At 52.0% G+C, this 17380-nt stretch carries 15 protein-coding genes; 9 read left to right on the top strand and 6 right to left on the bottom strand.

From position 1 onward, the window contains the following. Nucleotides 1-116 precede the first annotated feature (116 nt). A complete protein-coding gene (locus tag THS27_RS16160) occupies nt 117-653 on the bottom strand; it encodes a dCMP deaminase family protein (RefSeq protein WP_085592756.1) in 537 nt (178 codons plus the stop codon). A 272-nt stretch (nt 654-925) separates the two neighbouring features. Here THS27_RS16160 and pyk point away from each other — a divergent pair, with 272 nt between their 5' ends. The 3 genes from pyk to THS27_RS16145 all read left to right on the top strand — a co-directional run bounded on the left by pyk (nt 926) and on the right by THS27_RS16145 (nt 5300). Further along, nucleotides 926-2350: a pyruvate kinase gene (pyk, locus tag THS27_RS16155; RefSeq protein ID WP_085592683.1), complete on the top strand. Its 1425-nt coding sequence runs from the start codon at nt 926-928 to the stop codon at nt 2348-2350. Nucleotides 2351-2825: 475 nt separating this feature from the next. Continuing rightward, a complete protein-coding gene (locus THS27_RS16150) occupies nt 2826-4364 on the top strand; it encodes a DUF2336 domain-containing protein (protein WP_085592681.1) in 1539 nt (512 codons plus the stop codon). 6 nt (nt 4365-4370) lie between these two features. After that, complete coding sequence (locus tag THS27_RS16145; RefSeq protein WP_085592679.1) at nt 4371-5300, top strand: hypothetical protein; 930 nt, start codon at nt 4371-4373, stop codon at nt 5298-5300. 202 nt (nt 5301-5502) lie between these two features. Here the strand turns inward: THS27_RS16145 and THS27_RS16140 are convergent, their stop codons facing one another. From THS27_RS16140 to THS27_RS16125, 3 genes are all read right to left on the bottom strand, one after another. After that, entirely contained in the window at nt 5503-5853 is a 351-nt protein-coding gene (locus tag THS27_RS16140) for a ribbon-helix-helix domain-containing protein (protein ID WP_085592677.1), read from the bottom strand. Between the two features lie 436 nt (nt 5854-6289). Beyond that, on the bottom strand, nt 6290-6871 hold the full coding sequence (locus tag THS27_RS16135; protein ID WP_085592675.1) for a DJ-1/PfpI family protein: 582 nt from the start codon (nt 6869-6871) through the stop codon (nt 6290-6292). A 441-nt stretch (nt 6872-7312) separates the two neighbouring features. Continuing rightward, nucleotides 7313-8287: a mechanosensitive ion channel family protein gene (locus THS27_RS16125; protein WP_246832988.1), complete on the bottom strand. Its 975-nt coding sequence runs from the start codon at nt 8285-8287 to the stop codon at nt 7313-7315. Between the two features lie 264 nt (nt 8288-8551). Here THS27_RS16125 and THS27_RS16120 point away from each other — a divergent pair, with 264 nt between their 5' ends. Both THS27_RS16120 and THS27_RS16115 read left to right on the top strand, forming a co-directional pair. After that, nucleotides 8552-9460: an OmpA family protein gene (locus THS27_RS16120; RefSeq protein ID WP_085592669.1), complete on the top strand. Its 909-nt coding sequence runs from the start codon at nt 8552-8554 to the stop codon at nt 9458-9460. 182 nt (nt 9461-9642) lie between these two features. Continuing rightward, nucleotides 9643-10323, top strand: coding sequence for a hypothetical protein (locus THS27_RS16115; protein ID WP_085592667.1), 681 nt, complete (start codon nt 9643-9645; stop codon nt 10321-10323). A 187-nt stretch (nt 10324-10510) separates the two neighbouring features. Here THS27_RS16115 and THS27_RS16110 read toward each other — a convergent pair whose 3' ends face one another. Then, nucleotides 10511-10951, bottom strand: coding sequence for a CoA-binding protein (locus THS27_RS16110; protein WP_085592665.1), 441 nt, complete (start codon nt 10949-10951; stop codon nt 10511-10513). 239 nt (nt 10952-11190) lie between these two features. On the opposite strand from THS27_RS16110, the gene THS27_RS16105 reads away from it, so the two are divergent. Next, on the top strand, nt 11191-12063 hold the full coding sequence (locus tag THS27_RS16105) for a sulfite oxidase heme-binding subunit YedZ (protein ID WP_085592663.1): 873 nt from the start codon (nt 11191-11193) through the stop codon (nt 12061-12063). 60 nt (nt 12064-12123) lie between these two features. On the opposite strand, the gene THS27_RS16100 is transcribed toward THS27_RS16105, so the two are convergent. After that, nucleotides 12124-12759 carry a LysE family translocator gene (locus tag THS27_RS16100; RefSeq protein WP_085592661.1) on the bottom strand — a complete coding sequence of 212 codons (636 nt, stop codon included), beginning with the start codon at nt 12757-12759 and terminating at the stop codon, nt 12124-12126. Between THS27_RS16100 and THS27_RS16095 the strand changes: the two genes are divergently transcribed. The 3 genes from THS27_RS16095 to THS27_RS16085 all read left to right on the top strand — a co-directional run bounded on the left by THS27_RS16095 (nt 12758) and on the right by THS27_RS16085 (nt 17319). Further along, nucleotides 12758-13099, top strand: a complete 342-nt coding sequence (locus tag THS27_RS16095; RefSeq protein ID WP_085592659.1) for a hypothetical protein — start codon at nt 12758-12760, stop codon at nt 13097-13099. The two genes, THS27_RS16100 and THS27_RS16095, sit on opposite strands and share 2 nt — an antisense overlap. A 243-nt stretch (nt 13100-13342) precedes the next feature. Then, the gene (locus THS27_RS16090) at nt 13343-15574 is read left to right on the top strand and encodes a TonB-dependent siderophore receptor (RefSeq protein ID WP_085592657.1); all 2232 of its coding nucleotides are present in this window, start codon (nt 13343-13345) and stop codon (nt 15572-15574) included. 17 nt (nt 15575-15591) lie between these two features. Continuing rightward, entirely contained in the window at nt 15592-17319 is a 1728-nt protein-coding gene (locus tag THS27_RS16085; protein WP_246832987.1) for an alpha/beta hydrolase-fold protein, read from the top strand. Nucleotides 17320-17380 lie beyond the last annotated feature (61 nt).

Genomic DNA, 17380 nt, shown 5'->3' with positions numbered 1-17380 from the left:
TGTTTTCTTACCGGTTTGTCGGGCGGGCGGCAAGGGAGAACTCCATGATATCCATCGGTAAAAACCCGGTACTTTTGCGGAGAAAGGCGCCGTTTTTTATCCATGTTATCGAAGTCTTACTGATTTTTAATATCGGTGGTCGTTACCGTATTTTCTCCATCCGGGGTGTCGTCGGTCTCGGTGGTCAAAACGGTTGTGGCACCGTCATTGTCAATAAGGCGGACGCGCACACCGGATTCGCCAAACATTTCAGTTGATATGTTCATGTCGTTTTCCCAGCGTTCAAGAAAATCCGGCGTCAGTTTTTGCTGGTCAACATAAACCTCGGCAATGCCCGCCTGAATAATGGCGCGGGCGCAATCGCTGCATGGAAAATGTGTTACATATAGCGCGCAGCCATCAAGCGAGGTGCCGGTATAGCTGGCGTTATAAATGGCATTGCGCTCGGCGTGTTCGGTATAGGCGTATTTGGTTGGCCGTTGATGGCGGCTTTCTATTGTATCATCGACCCCGCGCGGGAAGCCGTTATACCCGACAGCACGAATTTCCTTTTTCGGACCGATTACAACAGCACCAACTTGGGTGCTGCGGTCTTTTGACCAGTCTGCGATATGGGCGGCCAGTGCCAGAAAACGATGGTCCCATTTGCTCATTTTAAAAAATCCCCGATTGGGCCCCGAAACGTTCATAGGGGCATTTTATGGCTGATTTGTCTTTTAAAGAGGTGTCGACAGGGGGGTGTCCAGCGAAAAAAATGTCATTCGGCCTTGGCTGAGCAGAAAAGTAACTGTTCAAAGCGGGTGTGATTCACTATTAAGGGAAGACCCCCAGACACCAAGAATCAGGATATTCTGGCGCGCCCTGTGTCATTCTGGTTGTCGCGCCAGAATTCAATGGAAACCGAAAAACAACGAGGTAAAAGCGGATGCGCCGTCAACGTAAGGCGAAAATCATCGCAACCCTGGGGCCAGCAAGTTCTAGCCCGGATGTTCTGGAAAAGATCGTCCAGGCAGGCGTCGATGTCTTTCGTTTGAATTTCTCTCATGGCGAGCACGCCGAACATCAGGCACGGTTTGAAACAATTCGGGAAGTAGAGGCCAAACTTGGTCGCCCGATTGGCGTGCTGATGGATTTGCAAGGCCCGAAAATTCGGGTGGGAACCTTCGCCGACGAAAAAATCGAAATCGAGGCAGGTGCATCATTCCGGTTCGACATGGATAAAACGCCGGGTGATCAAACCCGTGTGTCGCTTCCTCATCCCGAAGTTTTTGCTGCTCTTCAGCCGGGTGCCAACCTGTTGCTTGACGATGGCAAATTGCGGATGCGGGTTGATAAATGCGATGCCAATTCGGCAGATTGCACTGTTGAAGTCGGTGGTCCGCTGTCGAATCGCAAGGGCGTTAACCTGCCTGACGTCATGCTGCCCATGTCCCCTCTGACCGAAAAGGATCGCATCGATCTGGTTTATGGTCTGGAGATGGGCGTTGATTTTGTGGCCCTCTCCTTTGTTCAGCGTCCCGAAGACGTGGCCGAAGCGCGTAAGATCATCAATGGTCGTGCTGCCATCGTCTCGAAGCTGGAAAAACCCCAGGCTATTGAACATCTTGATGAAATTGTCGCTCTTTCTGACATCATCATGGTGGCCCGTGGTGATTTGGGCGTGGAATGTCCGCCTGAAGATGTGCCGATTTTGCAAAAACGCATCATCAAGGCCTGTCGCGAAGCCGGCAAGCCGGTGATTGTGGCAACCCAGATGCTCGACTCGATGGTGACAAATCCGGCACCAACCCGGGCCGAAGCATCCGACGTGGCGACAGCCATTTATGACGGTGCCGATGCGGTTATGCTGTCAGCCGAAAGTGCGGTTGGCAAATATCCGCTGGAAACAGTGGGCATCATGAACCGAATTATGGTGCGGGTAGAGCGTGACGAGCTTTATTTCCGTCTGCGTGAAGCCTCCCGCCCGGACCCGGAACATAACGCCCCGGACGCCATTAGTGCCGCAGCCCGCCAGGTTGCCGGGACCATTGGTGCCAAGGCCGTTGTGACCTATACCACGTCGGGCTCAACTGCCTATCGGGCAGCCCGCGAACGGCCTGAAGTGCCAATTTTGGGCCTGACCCCGAAAATTCAAACGGCGCGCCGTTTGGCGCTGTGCTGGGGGATCCACCCGGTTTTCACCCGCGATGCCACCAATTTTGGTGAAATGGTGGGGATTGCCTGTGACGTTGCCAAACGAGAAGAATTTGCCGAAAACGGTGATTCTCTGGTGATTACGGCGGGGGTTCCGTTTGGAACGCCCGGGGCTACCAATATTTTGCGAATCGCATGGCTTTCTGGCCGTAGCTGATTTTAAAAATAGTCCGGATTTGGCATAACTGCGCCAATTCCGGTGTTTTTCAAGGGGCTGCCTTCGGGCGGCCCTTTGTTTTTGCCGGTTGTGTGTTGCTGTGTGGTCCAGGAAAAGCGTGGCCAAACCATACGCAGAGGTAATTTCCGCGGATGATAATGGTGATTTGTGCGTTTTGGCTGGCTGCGGGTCGCGTTAAGGATGTGATTTGGCTAACCATATGAGGTTTCTGGGTTTTGCGTGGTGGGGCGTTAAGGTTTTTTTGAACATTTCTGTCGATAGTGAAACCCGTGAGAGCCAACCCTGCGCGGGGACATATTGACGACAGGTGGTTGGTTTACAAAGAAGTTTTGGGTTGAGATGTTGTTTCGGATGGTGCTGCTTGATAGAACGGCGTGCGCCAGACGCCAGAACAGACCCGGGAATCGGCTGATTGTTGCTGAAACCCGGAATAAAACGGGGAAATAAACGGAACATGCTGGCCTGGATGTTCAATCGGCAAAAATCAAAGGACGCGGATAACAAGGACCGTTCTGGCGATAAATTGCGCGAACTGGCCGACATTGTTCGCACTGTTGCCCCTGGTGAATTCTCGACATCTGCAAGCAGTAGCGAAAATAATTCGCGTGCGGGTTATATTCCGCGGCGCAAGGCCGATAGCAGCGATCTGACGTCATCATCCGATGAATCGTTTTTAAATTTTGCCGCCCGGATTGGCGCAGATGAAGACGAACTTGATGATGACGAGGACGCGGTTTACCTGCCGACGCGCCACGGCGAAGACGATAGCGAAGCCCGGATGGATGTTGCGCGCCGTTTGCGGCGCCACCTGTCGGACCTAAGCCCGTCGCAGCGCCTGGAAATGGTTGACGAATTTATGGATGCCATTGTGCGGCTGGCCGATTGTTATCGCCCGCAGGTGATCGCCCTGATTGAACAGGAACTGGGCCATACCCCCTATTTGACGCGACAGGCAGCCGCCCGTATGCGGCTTGACCTGGCGGCAATTGGCCAGGTCCATATTATTGAATATGTTGAACTTTTAAACGATTCGGATTTTCTCGACCTGATGCGCGGACGGGGGGAATTTACCACCACCGCCCGGGCCCGCGATCGTTTGCGGGCCAACATGGCCGAAGCCCGGCGGATGCAGGACCGAACCGATGCAAAGGCAGGCCTGTTTTCCCGGTTGCGCGCAACGGACGATGTGCCGCGCAACGTGGTTGATATGGCACCGCATCTCGAACGCGCCCCTGTCGATAAACACGAAAGTCCGGAAGAACGTATTCTGGTTGGCCGTGACCGGTTGTCGCGCCAGGCGCAACGGCGGATGGCGCATTTTATTGCCGCATCCCTGTTTGACACATTGGTGGAAGAAGGGCGTTTGCGCGCGGAAGTCGCCCGTGCCCTGCGCCAGGCCGTGCGACAGCGGATTGAAAAAGTCCGGTTTGACAGCCGCGTTGCCCGCGATACGCGCCCGCCAATTGGCGAAGATATTGCCAATGCCGAATTAAGCCTGGATGCTGTAAATGCCGCGGAAAGTGCGGCAGTTCGTGCGCCAAGTGTCGAGCAATATGTGCTTGATGCATTGTCCCGTAACGATGATGAAGCCGTTGTGCGGGAACTTGCCCGTTATGCACAATTGCCCGGATCGGTGATTGCCAAAATTCTTGATTCAGGCAGTGCGCGGGCGATTACGGCAATGGCCTGGCGTGCCGGTATGTCGGCACAATCCGCCGTGGTCTTGCAAATCAGTTCCGGTATTGATGAAGAAGCCATTGAAACCCCGGCAACTGGGGGCCGCTATAGCATGCCGCGCGGCGATATGGACTGGTATATTGATTTCTTTACCGAATTGCGTCCGGTGCCAGCGCCCGAATCATCAGGGGTGTCGGCAACTGTGGCCGCCAATGCAGGAAAAACTGGCGATGGGGCGGCTGGCCCGGCGGGCGGGGATGCTGCCGGTTCGAAATCGCCATCCTTGCGGCGCCGCTTTGTGCGCAAGGGAGATTAGGCGAAAATGTCGCTCGATCTCGGGATTTCTTATGATGGTTTAAAATATGCCCTGTCGATCAAGGACAGTTATCGTACGCGTGAACCGCTTACGGTTACGGGGGCGGGTGATAAAAAACGTCTTTTGATGCCGGAACATCTTCTCAGCAATGATCTGGCGCTTTTGCAATATGACGACCCGTTGGCATTGGCTGTTATTGCCACCAAAGACCCCGAAAGCCCGATGGCCCTTGCTGCGGCGACTCGTATGGGGCCACATGCCAAATGCAAGGAACTGATTTCCGGTATTTTTGAAGTTGTTGGCGACGCAACCAAGCACGAACTGGTGCATGATTGTATTAAACTTCTGACCAAAAATGCCTTTAGCCCCGAATCGATGCATGTGGTGCGCAATCGCGCATCAAACCATGTTGTTGAAATTCGCGAATTTTATCGCCGTGCCATGACAGAAAATTTGCGCGCCTTGCTAGATGGGAAGCGTGAAGCCCGCGATTTTGTTGACGAATTTATCGAACTTGCCACCAGCGGCAACTTGCGGATCGAGATTTACAAGCGTCTGGTTATTAAGCTTATGCGCTCGGATGCGGTGCGGCCCAGCGTGAAGTTTATGCTGCTTGAGCGTCTGGATTGTTTTCCGCAAATGGTAAAAATCCAGATTGTATCCGAGGTTAATGCAGCCCCTGATACGGCTGAATATCAAACTTTGAAGCAGGAATTGCGTTGGATCTACGACGCGAAAACCCGTGAAGCAAAGCGCGATAGTGCCGAAAAAACCGGTAAATCGTGGCTGGCACCAGCCAAAATGGATTTTGGTGTTGCCGTTGGCATGCAGGCCAGCCGGTCGGTGGATGGTGTGCGTGGGCGTGATGCTTTTCGGAATGCCCGAAATACCGCGCCGGGCTTTAACAGCCGCGATATTGCTTCGTGGTTAAGTTAAACGACAAAATACGCTTACATACCCGTCTAACCAGGCCGAAAACCACCCTTTAAAGATATAACCTGGTAACCCTGCGTGATGGGCCCGGGCAACTTTGTGTGTGAATACCCCGGAAATATTTGTGAGACTATCTGTCCGTCGTTGCCAGATAAGGGTGAGCCCTTTGATAAAATGCGAATCCGCCAGGTGTTATGTTGGTAAATTAGCTTAACGACGCCTGTATTGCGGATACGTGGTGGCCTGGCGTTCGGGCTGTTGTGCCGGTTTTGATGGCCGTTGATGCAGGGTAGGGGGGCTGATTTTGCAAATAAACGGTGCAAACGACGCGAAGTAGCGAGGCAAAATTTGGAATGTCCCCTCGTTCGGCAACGACTTCATCATGTAGTAACCCCAGAAATTGCGGTGTGCTGTAACCGTCTTTCTGGGCGATTTCATCGATAATCTGCCAAAAACGCAATTCAAGGCGCAAACTTGTCACCACGCCGTTAATCCGAACAGATCGTGTTGCTGTTTCATAAAGGGCAGGGTCAGTACCCGAATATATTTTGCACATGGAACTTCCTTTCCTACCTTGCAACCAACATGGAGACGGACGTGGCAAGGGGACTGTTATTGCCAGCATGTTATCGGCAATGCTCGTTGGCAAATCGTGAGGGATGGCAGGTCAAATGGCAAGATGTATGTGCAACTGGCACAGCGCCGGGAAAAGAAGCGTGTTGGCACTGCATTAAAGGGCATTTGAGATAACTTTACGGGGTAGGCCTGATCGAAGTCTTTATTGTTTGGTGCGCGTACTGATGCCTGTCCTTGCCGAACGGCTCATATGGGCATTACCCGTTTAGCAATCCGGTGTGCCAAGGTCGATTTCGGTATTTCCAGGAGAAGGCGTGTGCGATAATGGCCCGCCAATGTTAACAATGCATACATTGACGGGCCATCCGTATTTTCAGATCCCTGTTTTGGCATAAAGTTGCCTGATACAGGGCAGGTTACAGGTCGATTTTTGTTCCCAGAACGGCAAGGAATTGTGCCATCCATTGCGGATGGGCAGGCCATGCCGGGGCCGTTACCAGGTTGCCATCGGTATGTGCACCATCAATGGCAATGTCCATATAGGTACCACCCGCGAGCTGAACCTCGGGGGCGCAGGCAGGATAAGCCGAAATTTTGCGATCGCGGATAATATCGGCAGCGGCAAGAATTTGTGCGCCATGGCAAACAGCCGCGATGGGTTTGTTCGCGCTATGAAAATCCTTGACCAGCGCAATAACCTTGGGATTCAGGCGCAAATATTCGGGCGCGCGTCCTCCCGGAATAACCAGTGCGTCGTAATCTGCGGCACTTGCACCTTCAAAGTCGGCGTTAAGGGTAAAATTATGCCCGCGTTTTTCGCTATAGGTTTGGTCACCTTCGAAATCGTGGATAGCGGTGCGAACACTGTCGCCTGCTACCTTGTCGGGGCAAACGGCATCAACTTTGTGACCCACGGCCAAAAGCGTTTGAAACGGAACCATGGTTTCATAATCTTCGGCGTAATCGCCAACCAGCATCAATATTTTCTTTGCAGCCATTTTGATGTTCCTCCCATCATGTGATGTTCAACCTTATTATAGGTGATCCGTACGCAAGGCGGGTAACAGCTGGCTACTACTTGTGCCAAAACGCTTGCGGGATAGCCTAGGTTCAGGATGATTTCGGGACTCCGGTATTTTTTAGTATTTACAGTTTAGGCACTTCAGAAGTTTTGTCGAAAAGCCGGTAAATGCAGCATGCCGATAAGGGGCGCTATGGCTTTGTGCTTTTCGAATGCCATGGGCAAGATAAGCAAGATTTGAGCAAAATCGCGCACCGGCATTTGGTATTATTTAAAACATGTCCGGAGATTTCGGGGGCGCAAGCGGACCGCAATAAAAAAACGGATGGCGGTTGGGCCATCCTTTTTACGCAAGTGATTATATGTATCATTCGTTGCAGCCTGTCATATGTGGTTTGACGGGGCTGATTATAAATGATCAGGCTTTGGTTTCATCGGTGGTTTTTTCCGAGTCCGCATCGGCGCCAATGCCTTCTTCTGCGGTTTTGCTGGTCGCAGGTTTTGCCGTTTTCGCCTTGGCTTTCGAGGCGGTCGCCCGGGCGCGAGGGGCGGGTTTGGGGGCCTCTGCCTTGGCCTGCATTGCCGCAGACAGGGCATCCGCGCTATCAGCCTTTAAATGCAGGTCCCGTTGCGGGAACGGAATGGTAAAGCCGGCAGCTTCCAGTTCGGTTTTCGAACGACGGCTCAGATCCCAGAAGGCAGCCCAGAAGTCGGGGGTATTGGCCCAGCCACGTGCGGTAATATCAACCGAGCTTTCACCCAGGTTGGCTACAAATGACATCGGGGCAGGCTCGGCGAGAACGCGCGTGTCGCTGGCAACCAGGTTTTTCATGAATTCCAGCGCGGCATCAACGTCGTCATCATAGGCGATGCCGACTTTGATATCGAGGCGGCGGGTGGGGTTACGTGAATAGTTGGTGATGGCGCTGTTCCAGATTTGTGAATTCGGAACTGAAATAAATACGCCATCGGCCGTTTTCATCAGTGTGGTGAACAGGGTGATTTCAACCACCGTGCCAGATACGGAACCGGCAGAAACAAATTCGTCAACCCGCAACGGGCGCAACATCAAAATCATGACGCCGGATGCGATGTTGGACAGGGTTCCTTGCAATGCAAGGCCAATGGCCAGGCCAGCAGCACCAAGAACAGCGATGATGCTGGTTGTTTCAACACCGAATTTTGACAATACCGCGATGATCACAAACACAAGGATCGTGTATTGCACGATGCTTGCTGCAAGTGGTTTCAGGGTGCTATCGACAAATTTGGCATTTTTCAAAGCGCGTCGAACCAGTGCGGCTGCTTTTCCAGCAACCCACCAGCCAACAATCAGAATAATAATGGCGCTCAGGATTTGTATGCCCATGCCAAGCGCAAAAGCGCGAATCATTTCGACTATCGTGTTTGCGTCTGTGCCGTCCATGTGAACCTCGTATGCTTGGTCACCAAAAATAAAGTGATCTTCTTTTTCATATACGGAGTATGATTATCACAGGATTACACGGTTTGAGAGGCTTGAAAAGATCACGAGGTATCGCAATAAAAATAATATCTTGGAACCTTTCGCTTTTTTGCGCGTTTCCGGTCATAATAATACCACGTTTGGTACTATTATTAGAGTTTGATAACAACCTGAACTACTGGGGCAAATAACATGCAGTTTCGTTCGTCTTTCCTTTTCGCACTTGGCAGCGTAAGTATGCTGGCAGCATGTAGCAGCATCGACAACTCTGGCACTGCTGTTGCTTATGGTGGCAACCCGCTGACGTATGACAGCTCGCTCGACACCGCTATGCATGGTGCCGAACCGACCACCGCTTTCGGTAAAGACCTGAAAGCCGAATACATCGCTTACGCAGAACGCGAAGCCGATGAATGGTATGACTTCTTTGACGCTGACTTCTTTGCCCGTAAGGCAGCAAAAGTCGCGCAAAATGAAACCATCCTTCCGGAAGATCCGGCAAACTGGCGTTTTGACGACCAGGAAATCGCACAGAAGCGCTCCGTTCGTGAAGAACTGATCGGCCTGCTTGACGGTGGCGCACGTGAAGCAATGCCTGATGTTGCTGCAACCGCGCAGGCTCGTTACGATTGCTGGATCGAAGAAAGCGAAGAAGGTTGGCAGACCGACCTGATTACCCAGTGCTGGAAAGAATATGAAGACGCAATCAACACGCTGAAAGCACCGAAAGTTGCTGCCGCTCCGGCAGAAACCCAGCCGGTTGCCGCTGCACCGCGTCTCTTTACCATTTTCTTTGACTTCGACAAATCCGCCATTACCCCGGTTGCCAAACGCGTTCTTGACGCCGCTGCTGACCAGTGGGCAAGCAGCCCGGGTACGGTTTCGATTGTTGGTCACACTGACTCTTCGGGCCCGAATTCCTACAACATGAAGCTCTCCGAGCGTCGTGCTGATGCTGCCGCAAGCGCTCTTACCTCGCGCGGTATCAAGGCTGATGGCGTGAAGAAAGATGCTGTTGGTGAAGGCGATCTCTTGATCCCGACTCCGGATGGTGTTCGTGAGCCGCGTAACCGTCGTGTTACCATTTCGATCGATAACTAAGATAAATTATCGGTCCTTTACCAAATCTTCGGCAACGGGATGGCATCATGCCATCCCGTTGTTTTTTTTGGATAGTCAAAATAACGGGGCGGCAGGTGAAGAAAGTCTGCTTGAAATGAACGCATAAACCCATACAGTCGTTGAACCGTGCAGGTTGAGCGTATTGAGACTCCGGGGGGAAAATGAACACAAAGTCGTTTTGGCAAAAGGGTGTTTTGTGTGCTGTTGCGGCAGTGATCGTATTCGGAATGGCCAGTTTTCCGGGTGGATCAGCGCAGGCGGGCGAACCAACACCTGTGGTACCGTTTGAAAAATTGTTTGCCAAGGAACGTGGGGATTCGAAAGTTCTGCGTTTTAATGGCTTTTCCGGCGAAATTCCCGGCAAACGGATTAAGGCATTGTTGCAGTCAGGTCCTATTTTGGGGGACCGTGTCTTGTTATCCGAGGATGTCGCCGTTTATTTCCCCGATGGATATATCGTTCAGTCGCAGGCCCGGCTGGCAAAATATGTACCGGTTCCGGGGCTCAAGCCAACCCAGGTATTAACGCGCGGTAATTTAATGCCAAATCCGCGCTACAGGCTGGTTTCGGAATTTGATAGTGCATTAGGACTGGAATGCGCCCGTGTTGCCTATGGCGATGGTTTTGCCTCGCTGCGCATCAACCGAAGCGGCGTTATGTCGCTGATTACCGAAGCACCGGGTATTTTTGATACGCTGCTCGAAGAAAACACTACCACTTATGATATCACGAGCGCTGTCAAACCGGTCTTTATGGGTAATAAAGGGTTGTTGCCCGATTTGATCCGCCTGTGCCAGGGCGGAAGTAAAAAAATCGCCGGTACGCTTACTGCCCAGAAATAAAATTTAATGTGAAGATTATTGTAACTGCGATAGCGGTTTGGTGTCGTCCCGGATTAATAAATTTAAAATCGCCCGCATTTCAAACGCGGGCGATTTTTTTGCGATTTGCAGCCTGAAAAACTGCCGGGCAGGATTGGGTATGGCTGCCGGCTTGGCGGATGTTGCATGTTCGTGATATCGCAAATGCCTATTTGTGCCAGTCTGCCACGAACAGCTGGGGGATTTCGATGGCCGGGCAACGGTCCATAACTGCGATCAAACCGGCATCGCGGGCGCGCAGCGCGGCATCTTCATCAATCACATTTAACTGCATCCATACCGATTTTGCGTTGATTGCGATGGCTTCATCGACCACGCCGCCAGCATCTTCTGAATTTCGAAAAATATCGACCATATCAACCGATTCAGGGATATCTGCCAGTTTGGCATAAACCAGTTGCCCGTGAATTTTATTGCCAGCCTGGCCGGGATTAACCGGTATTACATGAAACCCGTGCGAGAGCAAAAATGCCATAACACGGTTTGACGGCCGTTCGGGTTTTGGGCTTGCACCAACCAGGGCTATGGTTTGGGTGGTGTTAAACAATTCCCGCAAGGCAATATTGTCGGGGTTGTTAAAGGTGCTCATCGTCCAATCTTTCCATCAACTGAAAATGGTAAATCTTTTAAAAAATATCGGGACATTGCGTCGGCACAATGGCGATAAACTGGCCCATCACTTTTTTTCCGGTTTTGCCTCGCGCAGAGTTGATCACGAGTTTAAGTGACCCCGACAACCTTTTTGCGTTCTATTGGCATGACGATTTACTTAGGTTTGTTGGGGGGCAGTAACCCGAACGAACGAACACCTAGAATAGGGAAGCGCCCATGTTTCCGTGGCTTGATCATTCCGGACGTTTTTCAATGTTCAAATTGATGGTGTTTATCGCCATCCTTGTACCCGGATGCGTCGTGCTATGGCCGGTTTTATTTCATGAAGGGGTTTCCTTGCCAATCAAGGATGCCATTCATGGCAGCGGCGATTGGGCGATTCGCATGTTGCTGATTTCGCTGGCTATTACGCCGTTGCGACGCGTGACCAAATTTACCCGCGTTGTTTTGGTTCGGCGGATGGTCGGGCTGGCGGCAATGGGCTATGCGCTGTGTCATTTGTTGTTATATTTTGTTGACCAGTCATTTGATATTTCGCGCATTGCGACCGAAATCCTCGTGCGTATCTATCTGACTATCGGGTTTGTGGCTGTGATGGGACTGGTCGTTTTGGGCATCACCTCGACCAATGGCATGATGCGCCGCCTGGGGCGCAACTGGGGACGCCTGCACAAAGCCAGCTATGTTATTGCGGCCCTGGGTATTTTGCATTTTTTCATGCAATCGAAACTCGACGTTACCGAAGCAACCTTAATGGCCGGTTTTTATCTGTGGCTGATGTTGTCGCGCTTTGCCAGCAATATGAACTGGAAAATGAAATCGCCTGCAACATTGCTGGGGCTGGCGGTTGCTGCAGCCCTTGGCACAGCGGCAATTGAATATGCCTGGTTTGCCATTGCGACCGGCGTTCCGCCGCTGGTGGTGTTGGAGGCCAATTTTCACTGGATGTATCCGTTGCGGCCCGCCTGGACTGTGCTGATTGTTGGCTTGCTGATTACGGCATTTCCATTGGTCAAACAATTGTGGGGTAAGTTTAACCCGCAATCGGGAAATATTCGCACGGGGCGTGCCCGTGTCGCCAGCCGATAACAATATCCTTACAGGTATGTTGCCTGATTGTGACGGGGTAAAACGGATGCCGCCACGTTATCAGGTGGCGGCATTTGCCCGGCGTGCCAGCGCTGTTAATAACCCCGCAGCGATGAGCACCGATCCGCTTGCCCGCCCCATGATTTGCATGGCGCGCGGGCTGCGAAATTTTGCGCGCATAGTGCCAGCGGCCATCGCCCAGATGAGAACATTTACGACCGCCAGGCTGACAAAGGTTGCAATTAATATTGTAAATTGCGCCATTACCGGCTGATGTGGGGTAATGAACTGCGGCACAAAGGCGATAAAAAAGATAATGCCTTTCGGGTTCAGGGCCGTCACGATATAGGCGTGTAAAAACATGCGTGATGGGCGGTTGCGCCGGGTTTCGTGGGAATCTTCAAGTTGGTGGGGTTTTTCGCGCCACATTTTTACACCCAGATAAACCAGGTAAACCGCACCAATCAGCTTTAACGCGCTAAATGCTGTGGCCGACGCCGAAAGCAATGCACCAGCCCCCATTAGTGAAACCGTCATCGCCGTGAAATCCCCCAGGGCAACGCCAGGTACGGTCGCCCATGCGGTTTGGCGACCTTTTCCCAAGGCATAACTAACCACCAGCATAATGGTCGGCCCCGGAATGGCCAAAACAATGCTGCAGGCCAATACATAGGTTGCCCAGATTTCGAATGTCATGGTTGTGATCCTTGCCATGGAAAGGGGATGTACCGCCACTGTGCCGTATATCTATGGATCTGGCAAAGATTTGCGCATCATTTACGAAACAGATTTTCAGGCGATTGATGCTTTTGCAAATGGTTATGACGCCTGCGCAAAGGTATTTGAGGATGAAAATCATTCTTATCTTTGTTATCTCATCATTAAGATATTAATAATCATTTGCAAAATTGAATGCCGAATGATGCGGGTGACGGGACATCCTGGGGTGTCTGAAAACGGGGGATACATGCCAGAACATGAGCATCAGCAAAGTTCAAATAGAACGCGGACGTCCTATTGTGTGTTCGGGCCATAAGGTGTGTCGCCACGCATTAATATGATGCGGCGTAAGGGCATATTGTCGGGGGTCTCCCGGCTGGGTCTGGAACATTCCAGCACATAGCGGTCATTTTGGCCTCGGGGGCGGTTTCACCATCCCTGCCTTTTTCGCATTAAAATCTGACCGGCCAGCGGGGTGTACCGCTTTATCACTGCCTGAAACGGCAGAACGGGACCGGTTTATCCAAATTTATCGATCTGGAATATCAAGGACATCGCAATGATGGGCACTATGGCACAACAGGTTTTACGGGCAAATCGCCGTTTGGCACGATCGGGCAGCACAGCCATGCTGGTTGTTGGTTTATATGCAGGTGTAAGCCTGGTTGCGATGTCGAGCGCCATGGCACAGTCGGAAAATGTGACGAAAACCGGCGCGAATGTCGAAAGTAGTGAAGACGGTGCGATCACGCTGGACCCGATCCGGGTTGAGGAAGCCGGCGAGCACGGCGATGGCCCGGTTCAGGGGTATGTTGCCAAACGCAGCCGGGCTGGTACAAAAACCGACACGCCGCTGATGAAAACGCCGCAATCGGTTTCTGTGGTGCCAGGCGCGCAAATCGAAGACCAGCAGGCCGGATCAGTTGCCGAAGCCCTGAGATATTCTGCCGGTGTCTTTACCGAATATCGTGGGGGTTCCAACATGCATGATGAAATGTATGTGCGTGGCTTTTCCTATGTGCCTCGCTATCTTGATGGCTTGACCTACGGTCTGGGGTCGCTTGGTCAGGTGGAACCATATTTTCTGGAACGTGTGGAGGTTTTGCGCGGTCCGTCCTCTGTTTTATATGGTCAGGCCAACCCGGGCGGCATTGTTAATATGGTGTCAAAAAAGCCCACGGGCGATACGGCACATTCCGTTGAATTTACCGCCGGTACGGATAACCTGTTTTCAACAGCAGGCGATTTTTCCGGTGTGCTATCGGTGGAAAAAGGCATTTCCTGGCGCATGGTTGCAAAGGGAATGACCGAGAACGAACAGGCAGGTGATGTTGATAAAAAACGCATCGCAGTGATGCCATCCATCAACTGGTCACCCAATGAAAAAACCAGCCTGACTGTTTCCCTGATGTATCAAAATGACCCTGATGCCGGAACACGTAATTTTTTGATGTCGCAAGGTTTGGTAACTCCCACCAGTTCGGGCTATATTCCGCAGGATTTTTATATCGGGAACCCGAATTTTGAAGAATCATCACGGACCCAGGCATCGGCAGGTTATGAACTGGAACATGCCGTAAGCAATGGTGTGACCCTGCGCCAGAACGCCCGATACACCATGGTCGAAAGCGACGTTAAGTCGATGGTTGGCTGGAGTACGATTGATGATCAAACCATTGACCGTCGGGCAACATCCTATAGCGATGATCTGGACCAGTTTGCCATCGATAATCAGGCCCAGTTTGATTTTGCGACCGGTGCCTTTGGTCATACGGTGCTGGTTGGGCTGGATGCAAAGCATTCCGTTTATGACAACAAATATAAACGCAGCAACACGTCCTATCCCATCAACTGGGTTTCACCCGATTACGGGCCGATTGGCACGGTTGTTTACGATGGCTATTCCTATGACGAACGCACCAAGGCAACCCAGATAGGCCTTTATGTGCAAGAACAGCTTGAAATTGGTCAGTTAACGCTAAGTGCCGGCGGGCGACATGACTGGGCCAGGAACACGTTCGAGGACAGGGCTGCCGGAACCTCAACTGATTATTCCGATAGTGCTTTTTCAGGCCGGTTAGGGGCGATCTATAATTTTGAAAACGGCTTGGCACCTTATGTGAGTTACAGCACCTCGTTCGAGCCACAACTAGGCAGCAATGGCAGCGGCGAGCCGTATGACCCGGTAACGGCGCAACAATATGAAGCCGGTATCAAGTTTGGCCCCGATAGCGGCCGTTATCAGTTGATTGCATCGGTTTATCAGATCACCCAGCAAAATGTGGTGTCCCGCGATCCGGTTTCCAATCTGAGTTATCAGACCGGCGAAATTCAAAGCCGTGGCTATGAGCTTGAAGCCCATGCCGAAGTGCTTGACCATTTGAATGTTGTTGCCAGTTACAGCCACATTAACGCTGAAATTTCCAAGGATGCCAACCCGGACAGCGTAGGCCTGAAACGGGACCGCACCCCAGAGAACCAGGCATCGCTGTGGTTAAAACAGGAACTGGCATCGGGAATGTTTGACGGTTTGGCGCTGGGAGCCGGGGTGCGATATATCGGCGAAAGTACCGATCGTACCAATACGATCAAGGTATCAGACGTGACCTTGTTTGATGCCATGATCAGTTATGACCTTGGGGTTTTATCAAGCACATTTGAAGGGGCGAAAGTACAGTTTAACGCCATTAATCTGGCCGATGAAACCTATGTTGCCAGCTGTGCCGGTTCGACATCGTGTTTTTATGGGCCAGGTCGAACTGTAACCGCGACTTTAAAATATAGCTGGTAACCGGGGCCTCATATTAAATGATACGTTTATATCTGATTGCGCTGTGGGTGTTGTTTTCGGGGGGGTCAGTTGCGCTGGCATCCTCGCCATCCCAGCCACGTCAAAAGACACAGGAAACCGGCATGACCATCACCGCGCACTCCATTATCAAGGATGGGGCGCTTCAGGCGGTGTTGCCTGCGTCTGGTGCTGTTCACATTATGGCATTTGCAACCCGGCCCGGTGATTATGTGCGGGGCACGATTGATACGGGCAATATTGCAATTGATCTGGAGCTGCTGGACGACAATGGCATGACATTGCGCCGGTTGCTTGGGCAGTCCACCGGCAAGGGTGAGTTTCAGTTTGTCGCCCCTGAGGGTGAAGTGTCATTGCAGCTGACCCGCGCAGAAGCAGATTTTACACCCTATACGATAACTGAAAACAGGCCGGAGATCGCAGATGATAGTGCCGATAACGCGAAGGGGTTTGATCTGCAGATTTCGATGCATGTGCCGGTTAACCAGCAAATTGCCCCGGCAGCCGGTTATCAAAGTCAGTTGATCAGCCAGGCGGCGCGTGTTGTCGCAAACGGGGGAAATACCGATGGTTTCTGGCGGCATGTGGCACAAACAGGTACGCCTCTTATTGAAGCAGGGTTAACACCGCCCGGGTTTGTTTTGGTGACATTTGTTTATCGTGGGGCGCAGCATAATGTGCGTTTGTTTGGTGCGCCCTCGGGCAATCATGAATATCTTGATCGCCTGGAGCAATCCGATATCTGGTTTAAAAGTTTTGTTGTGCCCACCTCGACCCGGATGTCGTATCAGTTGGCCCCTGACGTGCCGGATGTTCCCGGTTCGGCCCGGGACCAGCGTGTCGCCATTTTGGCAACAGCCCAACAGGACCCGTTAAACCGTTTTCCCCAGCCTGCCGATGGTCCTGACCTTTTTAACCGGCAGTCTACCATGGTACTATCCGATGCACCCCTGCAACCGGGTATGGCGGCCCCCGATGGGCCTGTAACACCGGGGCAATTGGTTCATTACCGGCGCGACAGTGCGATACTGGGTAATCAGCGCGATGTTTATATTTACACACCAGCTGGCTTTAATCCGCAGAACCCGAAAAATGTGTTGTTGTTTGTGTTCGATGCCCGGGCATATCTGACAAAAATTCCGACACCGGATATTTTGGATAACCTGATGGCAGAGGGTAAAATTCCACCGGTAATGGCTGTTTTTATCAGTAATCCCGATGCCGACGCCCGTGCCCGTGAATTGCCTGCCAATCCTGATTTTGCCGATGCCATGGCAACCGAATTTTTGCCGTGGGTCATTTCCGAAACCGGGATAAAGGCAGTGGCGGCGCGCACCGTGCTGGCGGGGTCAAGCTATGGTGGGTTGGCAGCCGCGACAATTGCCTTGCGACACCCGGATGCATTTGGGAATGCCTTGTCCATGTCGGGGTCGTTTTGGTGGCATCCACGCAACAGTGCGGCCAGTGCTGACGAATTTGTCGCGCGCCATATTGTTAACCAGCCTGTTGTGCCGGTGCGCTTTTTTCTAAGTGCCGGTTTGTTTGAAACCGGTCATAGCGGGGTAGGGGGCATCATTGATACCAACCGCCATTTGCGAGATGTGCTGGAAGCCAAAAATTATGATGTACATTACCGCGAATTTGCCGGTGGTCATGATTATCTGGTGTGGCGCGGGGCGCTGGCCGACGGGTTGATCGACTTGTTTGGTGCGGAACAAGCCAAATAACATGTGGTTATACCGCGAAATTTGCGAACCACTGAAATGGGCCCCGTGGCGATACGCGATG

The organism is Thalassospira sp. MCCC 1A01428 (assembly GCF_002115825.1).
Lineage (GTDB): Bacteria > Pseudomonadota > Alphaproteobacteria > Rhodospirillales > Thalassospiraceae > Thalassospira.
The sequence above is the reverse complement of the archived record's forward strand: the minus strand, read 5'-3'. Positions and strand labels throughout refer to the sequence as shown.